General features: G+C 60.4%; 11 protein-coding genes, 1 tRNA gene and 1 pseudogene. 5 read left to right on the forward strand and 8 right to left on the reverse strand.

The genetic code is table 11. The features are described 5' to 3' along the window. Nucleotides 1–65 precede the first annotated feature (65 nt). From carB to pyrB, 8 genes and pseudogenes are all read right to left on the reverse strand, one after another. A complete protein-coding gene (gene carB, locus C6Y32_RS09785; RefSeq protein WP_105205078.1) occupies nt 66–3,257 on the reverse strand; it encodes a carbamoyl-phosphate synthase large subunit in 3,192 nt (1,063 codons plus the stop codon). 3 nt (nt 3,258–3,260) lie between these two features. Further along, nucleotides 3,261–4,364, reverse strand: coding sequence for a carbamoyl phosphate synthase small subunit (locus tag C6Y32_RS09790; protein ID WP_105205079.1), 1,104 nt, complete (start codon nt 4,362–4,364; stop codon nt 3,261–3,263). A 37-nt stretch (nt 4,365–4,401) separates the two neighbouring features. Next, a complete protein-coding gene (locus C6Y32_RS09795; RefSeq protein WP_105205080.1) occupies nt 4,402–5,322 on the reverse strand; it encodes a dihydroorotate dehydrogenase in 921 nt (306 codons plus the stop codon). Continuing rightward, nucleotides 5,323–6,051: a dihydroorotate dehydrogenase electron transfer subunit gene (locus C6Y32_RS09800; protein ID WP_164998210.1), complete on the reverse strand. Its 729-nt coding sequence runs from the start codon at nt 6,049–6,051 to the stop codon at nt 5,323–5,325. Further along, nucleotides 6,032–6,907, reverse strand: coding sequence for an orotidine-5'-phosphate decarboxylase (pyrF, locus tag C6Y32_RS09805; RefSeq protein ID WP_105205203.1), 876 nt, complete (start codon nt 6,905–6,907; stop codon nt 6,032–6,034). The genes C6Y32_RS09800 and pyrF overlap by 20 nt, the downstream gene beginning before the upstream one ends. Nucleotides 6,908–6,992: 85 nt before the next feature. After that, nucleotides 6,993–8,168 carry a dihydroorotase gene (locus C6Y32_RS09810; protein ID WP_105205204.1) on the reverse strand — a complete coding sequence of 392 codons (1,176 nt, stop codon included), beginning with the start codon at nt 8,166–8,168 and terminating at the stop codon, nt 6,993–6,995. A 41-nt stretch (nt 8,169–8,209) separates the two neighbouring features. Next, a complete protein-coding gene (locus tag C6Y32_RS15660) occupies nt 8,210–8,389 on the reverse strand; it encodes a hypothetical protein (RefSeq protein WP_243562689.1) in 180 nt (59 codons plus the stop codon). Nucleotides 8,390–8,404: 15 nt separating this feature from the next. Then, a pseudogene (pyrB, locus tag C6Y32_RS09815) lies at nt 8,405–9,325 on the reverse strand (aspartate carbamoyltransferase); the annotation flags it as partial. Between the two features lie 495 nt (nt 9,326–9,820). Here pyrB and C6Y32_RS09820 point away from each other — a divergent pair. From C6Y32_RS09820 to C6Y32_RS09840, 5 genes are all read left to right on the forward strand, one after another. Continuing rightward, nucleotides 9,821–10,588, forward strand: coding sequence for a TatD family hydrolase (locus C6Y32_RS09820; RefSeq protein WP_164998212.1), 768 nt, complete (start codon nt 9,821–9,823; stop codon nt 10,586–10,588). A gap of 119 nt (nt 10,589–10,707) precedes the next feature. Next, nucleotides 10,708–11,010 (forward strand): hypothetical protein, encoded by a 303-nt coding sequence (locus C6Y32_RS09825; RefSeq protein ID WP_105205083.1) that lies wholly within the window; start codon nt 10,708–10,710, stop codon nt 11,008–11,010. Nucleotides 11,011–11,123: 113 nt separating this feature from the next. After that, nucleotides 11,124–11,200, forward strand: a tRNA-Met gene (locus C6Y32_RS09830). A gap of 548 nt (nt 11,201–11,748) precedes the next feature. Further along, nucleotides 11,749–12,126 carry a Fur family transcriptional regulator gene (locus C6Y32_RS09835; protein WP_105205084.1) on the forward strand — a complete coding sequence of 126 codons (378 nt, stop codon included), beginning with the start codon at nt 11,749–11,751 and terminating at the stop codon, nt 12,124–12,126. Nucleotides 12,127–12,247: 121 nt separating this feature from the next. Beyond that, complete coding sequence (locus C6Y32_RS09840; RefSeq protein WP_105205085.1) at nt 12,248–12,820, forward strand: 6-carboxytetrahydropterin synthase; 573 nt, start codon at nt 12,248–12,250, stop codon at nt 12,818–12,820. Nucleotides 12,821–13,784 lie beyond the last annotated feature (964 nt).

A 13,784-nucleotide genomic window follows, 5' to 3' on the forward strand; every position in this document is an offset into this window, starting at 1 on the left:
GCCACCAAAAAGGCACCCGCCGCTTAAGGGCAGGTGCCTTCTCTATCTTACGGCAGTTGCAGTCGTCAGATCTTGGTGATATCCACCACGCTGATGTCCTCGATCTTCTTGCCCGAGATAAGGCAGCGCGAGAGCATATCGATGGTGTCGATAGCCGTCAGGCAGGGGATCTGGTGTTCCACCGCCTTGCGGCGGATGCGCACGCCGTCCCGCTCGGGGGTGCGGCCCTTGCTGGAGGTGGAGAACACGTAATCGATCTTGCCGCTCTCCAGCAGATCCAGCACGTTGGGCGACGGCTCGCCGATCTTGCGCACCGAGGTGGTGGCCACCATGTTTTTATTCAGTCGCAGGGCGGTGCCGCCGGTGGCGTACAGATCAAAGCCCATGGCGTCAAAGCGCTCGGCGATGGGGATGATCTCGTGCTTGTCCTGGTCGCGTACCGTGAACAGGATCCCGCCGGGCCGCTTGAATTTGTAGCCGGCTGCCGCCAGGCCCTTAAACAGCGCGTCCTCAAAGGTCTCGGCCACGCCCAGCACCTCGCCGGTAGATTTCATCTCCGGCCCCAGTTGGGTGTCCAGATCCTTGAGCTTTTCAAAGCTGAATACCGGCACCTTTACCGCCACAAAGTCCTTTTCCGGGTAGAGCCCGGTGCCAAAGCCCATGTCGGCCAGGCGCTCACCCAGCATGCAGCGGGTGGCCAGGTCGACCATGGGCACGCCGGTCACCTTGCTGATATACGGCACCGTGCGCGAGGAGCGGGGGTTGACCTCGATGATGTACACCTTTCCCTCGTGCACCACGTACTGGATGTTCATCAGCCCCACGATGTGCAGCTGCCGAGCCAGCCGGGCGGTGTAGTCGACGATGGTCTCTTTTACCTGCTCGCTCAGGTCCTGGCTGGGGTATACCGAGATCGAGTCGCCCGAGTGGATGCCCGCCCGCTCGATGTGCTGCATGATGCCGGGGATCAAGAAGTCCTCGCCGTCGCAGATGGCGTCCACCTCGCACTCGATGCCGGTCAGGTATTTGTCGATGAGCACCGGGTTCTCCAGCTCGTGGGCGGTGATGATCTGCATGTACTCGGTCACGTCGGCGTCCGAGTAGGCGATGATCATGTTCTGCCCGCCCAGCACATAGGAGGGGCGCAGCAGCACCGGGTAGCCAAGCTCGCCGGCCGCCCTGATGGCCTCCTCGGTGGTGTACACCGTGTGGCCCTGGGGGCGGGGGATGCCGCAGCGCTCCAGCAGCGCGTCAAAGCGCTCTCTGTCCTCGGCCTCGTCGATGGCGTCGGGCGAGGAGCCCAGAATGTTAGCCCCCATCTTCTGCAGGTGCTTGGTCAGCTTGATGGCCGTCTGGCCGCCGAACTGCACCACCACTCCATAGGGTTTCTCGGTGGCCAGCAGGCTCTCGACGTACTCGGCGTTGAGCGGGTCGAAGTACAGCCGGTCGCCGGTGTCAAAGTCGGTGGATACCGTCTCGGGGTTGTTGTTGGCGATGATGGCCTCATACCCCTTCTCTTTCAGCGCCCAGGCGCAGTGCACACAGCAGTAGTCAAACTCGATGCCCTGCCCGATGCGGATGGGCCCCGAGCCGAAGACCACGATCTTCTTCTTGCCGCTGTCGTGGGCGGCAATGTGCTCGGCGGCCTCGTTGTCCCCGTCAAAAGAGGAGTAGAAGTACGGCGTCTCGGCGGTGAACTCCGCCGCGCAGGTGTCCGCCATCTTGTAGTCGGCCAGCAGCTTCTCCGGGCACTCCTGCCCCGACAGCCGGCGCATGGTGGCGTCTAAAAAGCCCAGCTTCTTGGCCGCGCGGTACTTCTCCACCGTCAGCTCGCCCTCTTTCAGGGCGTTCTCCATCTTGGCTAGCTTGCCGAATTTGGCCAAAAACCACTTGTCGATCTTGGTGATGTCAAAGATCTCGTCAAACGAGATGCCGCGCTTGATGGCCTCGTACACCACGAACAGCCGCTCGTCGTCGGTGTTCGCCAGCAGTTTTACGATCTCCTCGTCGGGCAGGTCCTCCAACTGGGGCAGCGTCAGTGTGTCCAGCCCCAACTCGATGGAGTGCACCGCCTTCATCATGGCCAGCTCAAAGTTCTGGGCGATGGCCATCACCTCGCCGGTGGCCTTCATCTGGGTGCCCAGCGTCTTTTCGGCGTACACGAACTTGTCAAAGGGCCACTTGGGGAACTTCACCACGCAGTAGTCCAGCGCCGGCTCAAAGCAGGCACAGGTCTTGCCGGTCACCGCGTTGGGGATCTCGTCCAAGCTGTAACCGATGGCTATTTTGGCCGCCACCTTGGCGATGGGGTAGCCGGTGGCCTTCGAGGCCAGCGCCGACGAGCGCGACACGCGGGGGTTCACCTCGATAACGGCGTACTCAAAGCTGTCCGGGTGCAGCGCGTACTGCACGTTGCAGCCACCCTCTATCTTTAAAGTCGAGATGATGTTTAGCGCCGACGAGCGCAGCATCTGGTACTCGCGGTCGGTCAGCGTCTGGGAGGGGGCCACCACCACGCTGTCGCCGGTGTGCACACCCACCGGGTCGATGTTCTCCATGTTGCACACGGTGATGACGTTGCCTTTTCCGTCGCGCACCACCTCGTACTCGATCTCTTTCCAGCCCGAGATGCACTTCTCGATGAGCACCTGGGTGATGGGCGACAGCCGCAGCCCGTTGTCGCAGATCTCGTGCAGCTGCTCGGGGTCCTGGGCGATACCGCCGCCGGAGCCACCCAGCGTAAAGGCCGGCCGCACGATGACCGGGTAGCCGATGACCTCGGCAAACTCCAGCGCGTCGGGGGTGGTGTTGACCACCTTCGAGGGGATGCACGGTTCGCCGATGCTCTCCATGGTATCTTTAAAGGCCTGCCGGTCCTCGGCTTTCTTGATGGTCTCGGGGTTGGCGCCCAGCAGCTTCACGCTATTTTGCTCTAAAAAGCCCTCCTCGGCCAGCTCCATGGCCAGGTTGAGCCCGGTCTGCCCGCCCAGGGTGGGCAGTACGCTGTCCGGCTTTTCCAGCAGGATGATCTTCTTTACCACTTCCGGCACCAGTGGCTCGATGTAGATCTTGTCGGCCATGGCCTTGTCGGTCATGATGGTGGCCGGGTTGGAGTTGATGAGCACCACCTCCAGCCCTTCCTCTTTCAGGGCGCGGCAGGCCTGGGTGCCGGCGTAGTCAAACTCCGCCGCCTGGCCGATGACGATGGGGCCCGAGCCGATGACCAGCACTTTTTTGATATCTTCTCTTTTCGGCATAGCCTATTTGCCCCCTTTTTTCATCATGTCGATAAACTCGTCAAACAGGTACGCCGTGTCTTTGGGCCCGGCGCTGGCCTCGGGGTGAAACTGCACCGTAAAGCAGTTGTACTTGCGGTAGCGGATGCCCTCCACCGTGCCGTCGTTGGCGTTCACGTGGCTCACATACCCCACGCTCTCGTCCACCGTGTCGCCGTCCACCGCGTAGCCGTGGTTTTGCGAGGTGATGTAGGTGCGGTCGTGATCCAGATCTTTTACCGGCTGGTTGGCGCCGCGGTGGCCGTATTTTAACTTGATGGTCTTGGCCCCGGTGGCCAGCGCCGTCAGCTGGTGCCCCAGGCAGATGCCGAATACCGGCACCCCGCTGTGCAGCAGCTTGGCGATCTCGGCGATGATGGCGGTGTTCTCCGCCGGGTCGCCCGGCCCGTTAGAGAGCATGATGCCGTCGGGCGACAGCGCCAAAATGTCCTCGGCGCTGGTGTGGCCGGGCACCACCGTCACCTGGCAGCCGCGGCTCTGCAGCGAGCGCAGGATGTTGCGCTTGTAGCCGAAATCCATCAGCACCACCCGGTAGGCCCTGTCGCCCTCGGCGGCGCCCATCTCCTGTACCTCGGTGCAGGAGACCGCCTTCACCGCGTCGACGATAGAGAACTGCCGCAATTTTTCCAGCAGCTCCTCTCTTCTGTCCTCGCGGTACTCGGTGGTCACCACGCCGTTCATCACCCCGGCCTCCCGCAGTTTTTTGGTCAGGGTGCGGGTGGCGATCCCGCAAATCGAGACGATGCCCTCTTTTTTGAGGAACTCGTCGATGGTCATGGCCACCCTAAAGTTGGAGGGGTACTTGCACCACTCGCTCACCACGTAGCCCTGTACCCAGCTCTTCTGGGATTCCATGTCGTCGGTGTTGATGCCGTAGTTGCCGATGATGGGGTAGGTCTGCACCACGATCTGCCCGTAGTAGGACGGGTCGGTCAGCACCTCCTGGTAGCCGGTCATGCCGGTGTTAAATACCACCTCGCCAAAGCTCTCGCCGGCAGCGCCAAAGGAATACCCCTCCAGCAGTGTGCCGTCGGCCAAGAGCAGCCAGGCTTTTTTCTGTTCGCTCAAACTAGAAACCTCCCTCTCAAAGCAGGTGTTGTGTCGGTCATCTGCGGCCCCGAAAGCTGGGGTTGGCGGCGCCCACGATGTCGCCGATGTGGGCCAGCTTCTGCTGCTGGCAGAAGTCCTCCATCCCGCTTATGATGTCGAGCATGGCAGTGGGGCGGGCAAAGGTGGCAGTGCCCACCTGTACCGCCCGGGCGCCGGCCATCATAAAGGCGATGGCGTCCTCGGCGCTGGCAATACCGCCCAGGCCCACCACCGGTATCTCTACCGCGGCGCACACCTGGTACACCATGCGCAGCGCGATGGGCAGGATGGCCGGCCCCGAAAAGCCGGCGAACACGTTGTCGAATACCGGCTTTTGGCGGTAGATGTCGATGGCCATGCCCTGAAAGGTGTTTACCAGCGACAGGCAGTCGGCCCCCGCCTGCTGGCAGGAGAGCGCCACCCCCACCAGGTCTGGCGCGTTGGGCGAAAGCTTTACCATCAGCGGTTTGTGGCAGCGGGCGCGCACCTCTTTTACCACGTGGCCGGCGGTGGCCGGCTCCATGCCAAAAGCCATACCGCCCGCCTTTACGTTGGGACAGGAGATGTTGAGCTCCAACAGGTCAAAGTCCTGGCTGTCCAGCAGCTCCACACCCTTTAAATAGCTGTCCAGGTCGTGGCCGCCCAGGTTTACGATGACCGCCGCCCCGCTCTTTTGCATAAAGGGCAGGTCCTCTTTTATAAAGGCCTCTACGCCGGGGTTTTGCAGGCCGATGGAGTTGATGAGGCCGCTGGCGGTCTCGTACACCCGCTCGCCGGTGTTGCCAAAGCGGGGCTCTAGGGTCAGCCCTTTAGAGGAGATGCCCCCCAGGCGCGAGATGTCAAAGATCTCGGCGTACTCCTTGCCAAAGCCAAAGGTGCCCGAGGCGGCAATGACCGGGTTTTTTAAGGTGACGCCGCACAGTTCGGTAGCTAGCATCTAAAACACCTCCTGGGCCAAAAATACCGGGCCGTCTTTGCACACGCACTTGGCACCGGCGGTGGTCTGGCAGGTGCAGCCCAAACAGGCCCCCACCCCGCAGGCCATGTGCCGCTCCAGCGACACGTAGCAGGTGGTGCCGCAGGCCATACAAGCCTTCGCCAGTTTCTCCATCATCACCTGGGGCCCGCAGGTCAGCACAAAGTCGTAGCCGGCCGGGTCAAACAGGTCGGTCACAAAGCCCTTCTGCCCCTCGGCGCCGCTGTCGGTGGCCACCGCCACCCGCTGCACATAGGGCCTCACCAGCTCCAGCTGGTAGCTGGCGTCGCGAAAACCGGCGAAAAAGTCCACCTGGCAATCTTTTAAGCTCTTGGCTACATACACCATGGGCGCAAAGCCGATGCCCCCGGTCACCACCGCCACCTTGCCGCGAACTTTCTCGATGGCAAAGCCGTGGCCCACCGGGCCGGTCAGCTCCAGCTGCTCGCCGGCGCGCAGCTTCGAGAGCAGGCGGGTGCCTTTGCCGCGCACCTCGTACAAAAAGGTCACCGTGCGCCCGTCGGCGTCGCACACGCTGATGGGCCTGGCCAGCAGCGGGCCCTCGTCGCCCCAGCCCTTGAGCATGTAAAACTGGCCCGGCTCCGGGCGGGTGGCGGTCTCTACCACCATGCGGTACACGGTGTCGGTCACCTGGGTGTTTTCCAGTATCTTATTTCTCGTACTCTGCACAGGCACTTAAGATCTCCTCTCTGGCTTTGATGACCTCATTTCTGGCGGCGGTGGCGAAATCGCGCTCGTCGCCGGCCTTTTTGTAGGCCAGCAGCACCGCGCGGGAGGAGTTGACTACCCCGCCGTTGCGGTCTTTTAGGTAGCGGGCAATATCCTCTGCCTTGCCGCCCTGGGCGCCGTACCCGGGGATGAGGAAGAAGGTCTTGTCGAGTTTTTTGCGGATGGTCTCGGCCTCCAGCGAGGAGGTGCCGCCGATGACCGCGCCCACGCTGGAGTACCCGCACTGGCCCATGCAGTCCACGCCGATCTCGTCCTGCAGCCGGCGTCCCACGATGTCGTAGATGGTCTCGCCGCTCTCGGAGCGGATGTACTGAAAGTCCTCTCGGCCGGGGTTGGAGGTGCGCACCAGCACGAACACGCCTTTCTCCTGCTCTTTGATGTAGGGCAGGTAGGGGGTGATGCTGTCCAGCCCCATAAACGGGCTCAGGGTCACCAGGTCGGCCTCAAAGTCGCCGGTGAAGTGGCCCTTGGCGTACATCTCGGCGGTCTTGGCGATGTCGCCGCGCTTGATGTCGGCGATGACGATCTGCCCCTTCTGGCGCAGGTAGGCCAGCGTGTCGCGGTAGGCCTGCAGCCCCTGCATCCCCAGCGACTCGTAATAGGCGATCTGCACCTTAAAGCAGCCGGCCACGTCGCAGCAGGCGTCGATGATCTGTTTATTGAAAGCGAGCACCGCCTCGCCGTCGTTTTCGCACTCGTCCCGCAGCCACTGGGGCACATACGAGATATCGGTGTCCAGGCCCACGCAGATGGGGCCCTTTTCAGCTACAGACTGGTACAGCCGGTCAACGATCATTTTGCTCATGGTAATACGTCCTTTCTGTCGCGGGCGCCGCCCGAACCTCTATCCTCTCTGCCAAAACGGCAGTTTTTATGCTCTTTTAACGGCGGTAGGTCACCCGGCCGCCACGCACCGTGGCCAGCACCTGGCCGGTCAGCTCTACCCCGGCAAACGGGGTGTTGTGGCTTTTCGAGTGCAGCGCCGCCGGGTCTACCACCCAGTTTTTATCGGTGTCAACCAGCACCACGTCGCCGTCAAAGCCCGGCCGCAGTCTCCCCTTGTCGTACCCCAGCAGCTCGGCCGGGCCGCGGCTCAGCAGCGCGCTGAGCCGTTCTAGCGGCAGCTTGTTTTGTATGCACAGCTTGGTGTAGCACACCGCAAAGGCGGTCTCCAGCCCCACCATGCCCGGGGCGCCTTTTTGCTTGTCGTCGTCTGTGTGGGGGGCGTGGTCGGTGGCGATCATGTCCACCCAGCCGTCTTTTATGGCGCCGATGAGCACGTCCACATCCTCCTGCTTTCGGATGGGCGGGTTTACCCGGTAACCGCCGTCGGCAAACCAGATGTGGTGCGGCGCCACCTCGCAGGTGATGTCCACCCCCGCCTTTTTGGCGGCGATGATGTAGCGGATGGCCTCTTTGGTGCTCACGTGGCACAGGTGCAGATGGCAGCCGGTGTGCTGGGCCAGCACGATGTGCTGGGCGGTGGCGATGTTCTCGGCCAAACGGTAGTCATACGGCGAGATATCCATGTCCTCGGCGTGGGAGAGCACCGCCATGTGGCGGCTGGCGGCAAAGCGCATGGCTCTTTCCATCACCGCGTTTTTCATCACGCCTTTGCCGTCCTCGCTGAGCAGCTTTACCCGCCCGTCCAGCTCCTGTAGGTGGCTGGTGGTCTCGCCGTCAAAGTTCTCGGTCACCGAAACGCACTGGTGCACCTGCACCAGCCCGCAGTCCGCGGCCTTTTGCAGCACCTTTTCCACCACGTCCATGTGCGAGCACACCGGGTCGGTGTTGGCCATTAAGTTCACCGCGCAGTAGCCGCCGGCCGCTGCCGCCGCGCTGCCGGTGACGATATCCTCTTTATAGGTGTAGCCCGGGTCGCGAAAATGGGCGTGCATGTCGATGAAAGCCGGCATCACCGTCATGCCCTGGGCGTCCAGCACCGCGCAGTCGGCGGCGATCTCTCCTCCCACCGCGGCGATCTTGCCGTCTCTTATCAGCAGGTCTCCCCGCCCTCTGCCGTCGCAGTCGACGAGCTGGGCGTTTTTTATCAGCAGGTCAGCCATAGTCTCTCCCTCCCGGTCAAAAGCGGCGCCGGTCATCTGTCCAGCTGGCTGTCGCAGTAGCGGCAGCGCCAGCCGCTGCCCAACTTTTCAAAGCGGCGGGGCAGCCCCGGCTCGGCGTTGGTTATGCACTTGGGGTTGGGGCAGGTGTGGTCGGGGTTTTCCGGCTGCACCAGCTGGGCGTGGGGCCGCCGGTGCCACTTGGCGCCGCCCACCTGGCTGTCGGGGTCCTCGGCCCCCAGCAGTTTTACCAGCAGCGCCATGCGCACATACATGCCGTACTGGGCCTGGGTAAAGTAGTAGGCGCGCGCGTCGGCGTCTATCTCGGGGGTTATCTCGTTCACCCGCGGCAGCGGGTGCAGCACGATGGTATCCTCTTTGGCCAAAGCCATTTTAGCGGGGTCTAAGATATAGCAGTCCCGCAGCCGCAGGTACTCGTCTTTATCGGTAAACCGCTCCCCCTGCACCCGGGTCATGTACAGCACATCCAGTTTGTCCAGACAGTCCTCCATGCGCTCTACCTGGGTGTAGGTGATGTTGGGGTTTTTGTCCATCTGCGCTATCACGTAGTCGGGCAGCACAAGCTCCCGGGGCGAGATGCAGTAAAAGGTGATGCCCGTGTACCGGCCCATGGCCTCGATGAGCGAGTGGACGGTGCGCCCGAACTTTAAGTCGCCGCACAGGCCGATGGTCAGGTCGTGCAGACGGCCCTTGGCGGTGCGGATGGTGTACAGGTCGGTCAGTGTCTGGGTGGGGTGTTGGTGGCCGCCGTCGCCGGCGTTTATCAGCGGGATGGCCGTGTACAGCGCCGCCGCCTGGGGCGCGCCCTCGATGTGGTGGCGCATCACCGCCACGTCGGCGTAACAGCTGATCATGCGGATGGTGTCCTCCACCGTCTCCCCCTTGGTGGCAGAAGAAGAGCCCGCATCAGAAAACCCAAATACGCTGCCACCCAAACGGTGCATGGCAGCTTCAAAGCTGAGTCTGGTTCTGGTGCTGGGCTCAAAAAACAGTGTGGCCAGTAATTTTCCACGGCAGATATCTCGGTACTGATCCGGGCGGTCGATGATGTCGTCGGCCAAGGCGAAAAGCTCGTCGAGCTCTTCTGCCGTAAAGTCCGAAGGCGAGAGCAGATTGCGGCCTGCTAGCATAATGGCGTATCCCCCTTTTGGCAGTTGCGGCTACTCATAAAACGGCACTGTATCACAGGCGTGTATACAGTGCGGCAAGTAGTGGGTCGTCTCGTATGTGGCGGCGGCAGTGCGGCGCGTTTGGGCAAAATAAAAGGAAGAAAGAATCAAGTTTTCCTCGCTTTTCCTCCCTCCCGCGTATTTTTCGCAAAATACCACCTATCCAGTTGTTAGAGTTATTCTAGCAGTTTTCGAGCCGTTTTGCAATCTCTTTTCCCCGCCGCAACAATGGAAAATACCGCCTGGCAGGGCCGTTTTTTTGTGAAAAGCTACAGGCAGGCGCCCGCCGACGGCACGGCCCCTTGTGGCCGGGATGGATTTGGTGTATAGTGAATTTGTATTTTCTTTTCGCACCATCGGCGCCGCAGTGGATATCCGTGCCCCGGCGCCGTAAAATAGGCAGGTGGCGCGCCGGTGTCTGGCAGCTGCCGCCTGTCGGCAGAAAGGGGTATTTCTGTGCGCAATATTTTCGACTCCCACGCCCATTACGAAGATGCCATTTTCGGCGAGGACTGCTGGCCGGTGCTCGACGGGCTGCAGCGGCAAGGCGTCAGCCGGGTGCTCAACTGCTGCTCCGATATGGGCGTGGTCCCCCGGGTGCTCGAGATCGCCCGCCGGTACGACTTTGTCTGGGCCTCGGTGGGGGTGCACCCCCACTGGACACCCGAGACCCCGGCCGATTATCTCGACGGCCTGCGCCGCGCCGCACAAGATCCCAAAGTGGTGGCCATCGGCGAGATCGGGCTCGACTATTTCTGGGACGACCCCAAAGACCTGCAGATGCGCATCTTCTGCGAGCAGATGGAACTGGCGCGCGAGCTGGGCCTGCCGGTCATCATCCATGACCGCGACGCCCATCAGGACACCTATCAGGTGCTCGAGCGCTATCGTCTGCCCGGGGTAGTGCATCGCTTTTCCGGCGACCTGGACGGCCTGCGCCGGGTGCTGGATCTGGGCATGTACGTCAGCTTTGGCGGCGACATCACCCACCCCCAGTACCGCGACATGCCGCTAAAAGCCATCGAGCACACCCCGTTCGAGCGCATCCTACTCGAGACCGACGCCCCCTACGCCACCCCCTACGCACAGGGCCAGCGCCGCTGCGACTCCTCTATGCTGCCCGAGGTGGTCGAGGTCATCGCCGGCATCAAAAAAATTTCCTGCCAGGAGCTCTGCGACATCACCTATCAAAATGCGTGTAGGGCCTACCATATCCCTAAATAGGACCGGCAGTCGGTACAAATTCACAAATCAGACACAACCCGCTATTGTTTTTTTGTGCGCCACATATTATAATGAAATCTACAGATACTGAAACTATAGAAATATAGGGGGATATTATTATGAAGCTGGGAAAATTTATCTCGGTGCTGGCAGTACTGGCATCTGCCGCCGGCGTCATCTACCTCGCATATAACTTCTTCAAAAAACACTGCCTGGTGTGCTGCGACGGCACCGATGGCTGCGAGTACCTCGACGCCTACACCGAGGAGTTCGGCGACGAGGACGAGTATGACGAGGACGACTGCGCCACCTGCTGCTGCGACGACTGCTGTGCCGCCGGCGACGACGAGGCCGAGGAAGAAGATGCTCCGGCTGTCGGCGAAGATGTTGCCGCCGATGACGAGGGAGAAGATCTGCTGTAAAAAACAGGTCGCATCCGGTCAAAAAGTTTTTTGCGCAATATCCTTTCAGGGTATTGACAACACAGCGCTATATCGCTATACTAATAGAGCACCCCAAAACAGGGTGCCTATATCGCGGGGTGGAGCAGTCCGGTAGCTCGTCGGGCTCATAACCCGAAGGTCGTCAGTTCAAATCTGGCCCCCGCAACCAGCTGTGGTTACACTCTCATCATCTGATGGGAGTGTAATTTTTTGCCCCCCTTTTTGTCTATACCCAACTGCTTTCCTCCCACAAACCCAGAGATCAGCCTGTCCTTTTAACCTGGCAAGCCCACAGCCCCCGTTCTCAACGACTGGGGGCTGTTTTTATATCCGGTATCTCTCCTGGCAACAGCGAACATCCCTCCTGCGGCTGGCCCTACCCCATCTATGTATAAGCAGCCCCACTAGCTGCCTTACTGCCCTACAGCTCCGATCTGAATGTGGTAACACTGCTGCCCTGCCCGGCATTACCCGCTGCGGGCAGACCACACACATCTTTAAACTTCATACGGCTATTCCTGTCCCTGCCAAATGAATTAGACCACCCATTCCCCCATGCATAGCACATATAAAAACAAGGTGCCCCGATCTACGCCCCGCTCTATCCCATCAGTTCCACAAAAACAGGAAATATTTGCATTTTGCTATTGATATGTGTTATTGAATGTGATAATATGCTAGTTGAGAATAAATATCATTAGAGGGGTTTTTGTGACGATGAGACGCAATACGATCCAGCGCGCGCTGGTGCTCGAGGCAGTAAACAAACTAAAGTGTCACGCCACCGCCGAAGAGGTCTATCAGGCGGTCGTCGGCGAGCACCCCAACATCAGCAAAGCAACTGTATATCGCAACCTCAATCAGCTTTCCCAGAGCGGGGAGATCCGCAAGATCGAGGTCCCAGACGCGGCCGACCGGTTCGACCACCGCTGTCACGACCACTACCACGTCAGGTGCACGCAGTGCGGCCGGGTATTCGATGTCGATATGGACTACATCGAGGATCTGCAAAAAGCGATACGCGACACCCACGGCTTTCAGTTCAGCGGGCACGACCTCATGTTCAAAGGCATCTGTCCGCAGTGTCAAAAATAGCTTTGCCCTACCCGTGTTCCCGCCCAAGTCCAATCCAAGGCCCACCGGGCCCCAGAGCCCTAATAAACAGTGCGCATACGGGTGCATGATCCCGTAAATATACATTCAGGGAGATGTCAAAATGAGAAGTATCACCACGTTAGATCTACAGTACGCACATCGGTTTTATGGTTTTAAGGGTGAGGCACAGTACCTGCACGGTCACACCGGTGTCTTGACCATCGAGGTCGAGGACACCGTCGAGCCCGGCGTAAATATGGTCTTTCCCTGTAACGAGATCCAAAAGACAGCCTGGGGAGTGCTGAAGAACTTCGACCACGCACTGATCCTGCGCCAAGATGATCCGCTGCTGCCCGCCATCCTCGATGTCTACGAGAAACAGGGTATCCGCAACGGCGCGCCCAACAACCAGATGAAAGGTCCCGCCTTTAAGACCGAGCTGGCCACAGCCTACCCAGACTGCCGCCTGGTGGTCACGAAAGAGACGATGACCGTCGAGGGCATGATCAAGATCGTCTACGATCTGCTCAAAGACAAGCTGAACATCGCCAAGATCACCTTTACCAGTGGTGTCAATGCCGCCTCGGAGGAGTTTAGCCCCAACAAGGTCATCGATCGCTGCCCGCTGTGCGGGATCGCACTCAACGAAAACGGCGTCTGCCCCAAATGTGGCTATAAAAAACCGCAGGCGTAGATAACACCATCCACTACCCGCCGATAGGCTCCCAGGCGTCCGAACGGCATACATAGCCCATAGCTGTGCCTGCCGGCGCCCTGCTATAGCGCCCCAGCGCCTGCCTATCATCTATTCAATAGCTGCCCGCACCCCCATCCTCTGGATGGGGGTGTTTTTTACTTTCCCCATGTAAAAATGAAAAAAGCATAGTGCTCCCACAAGCCCCATCCCGAAAAAGTGTGTCGCCTCGTCAGGTTGCCCGACCGCCCCTTTTGCTACCACCGTCCAGCCGCCACCCAACCACCGCCCAGCCGTAGCCCGATCACAGCCGCCCGTAGCCCGCGTGTAACCCACCCACTGCCCAGCTACAGACCTGCCACAACCCTGCCACAACCCGATCACGGCCCGGCCCCAGTCCAACCCCACCGCCTGCCTGCACCCGGTCACGGCCCTGCTTGTCCGCTTCTCCCAGGCCCAGCACGCCCCATCCCCAACGGCAAAATATACTTCCAACTTACCCCCACCCCCACCTACGCCCCGCCCTACCTCATACCATCCAGAGCAGCCGGGCGCCGCCGCTGCCCCGTTCCGACCATCCTCCCCGCCCCGTTGCCCCGCAACTTCAGTATCTCTCCTGGTGGGGACTCTCCCCGGTATTTTTAGTAGCTCTTTTGAGGCGCTGTGTGCTCGATACGCTCTCCCCTGCCCAAACCCCGTCAACCTCTGCCCGGTGTCCGGTTACTGTCGTCCGCTGCTGCCCGCTGCCCCGCAGCGGCTCCAAAAAACAGTGTGCACCCGCCGCACCTCCACCCGTTGGCCCCGCTGCAAGACTCGCCTGCAGGAATAAAAGAGCGGTTTTTGTTTTGTATACATATATGCCTATCGTGAAAATTTTCTGTTCAAAATTACCCAATAACTTGATGATAATTATCGGAAAAAGAGAAATAACGGCACTGCTGATAGACAAAACCAGTAAAAATTG

Origin of the sequence: Neobittarella massiliensis (ex Bilen et al. 2018), assembly GCF_900289145.1 — a bacterium.
Lineage (GTDB): Bacteria > Bacillota > Clostridia > Oscillospirales > Ruminococcaceae > Neobittarella > Neobittarella massiliensis.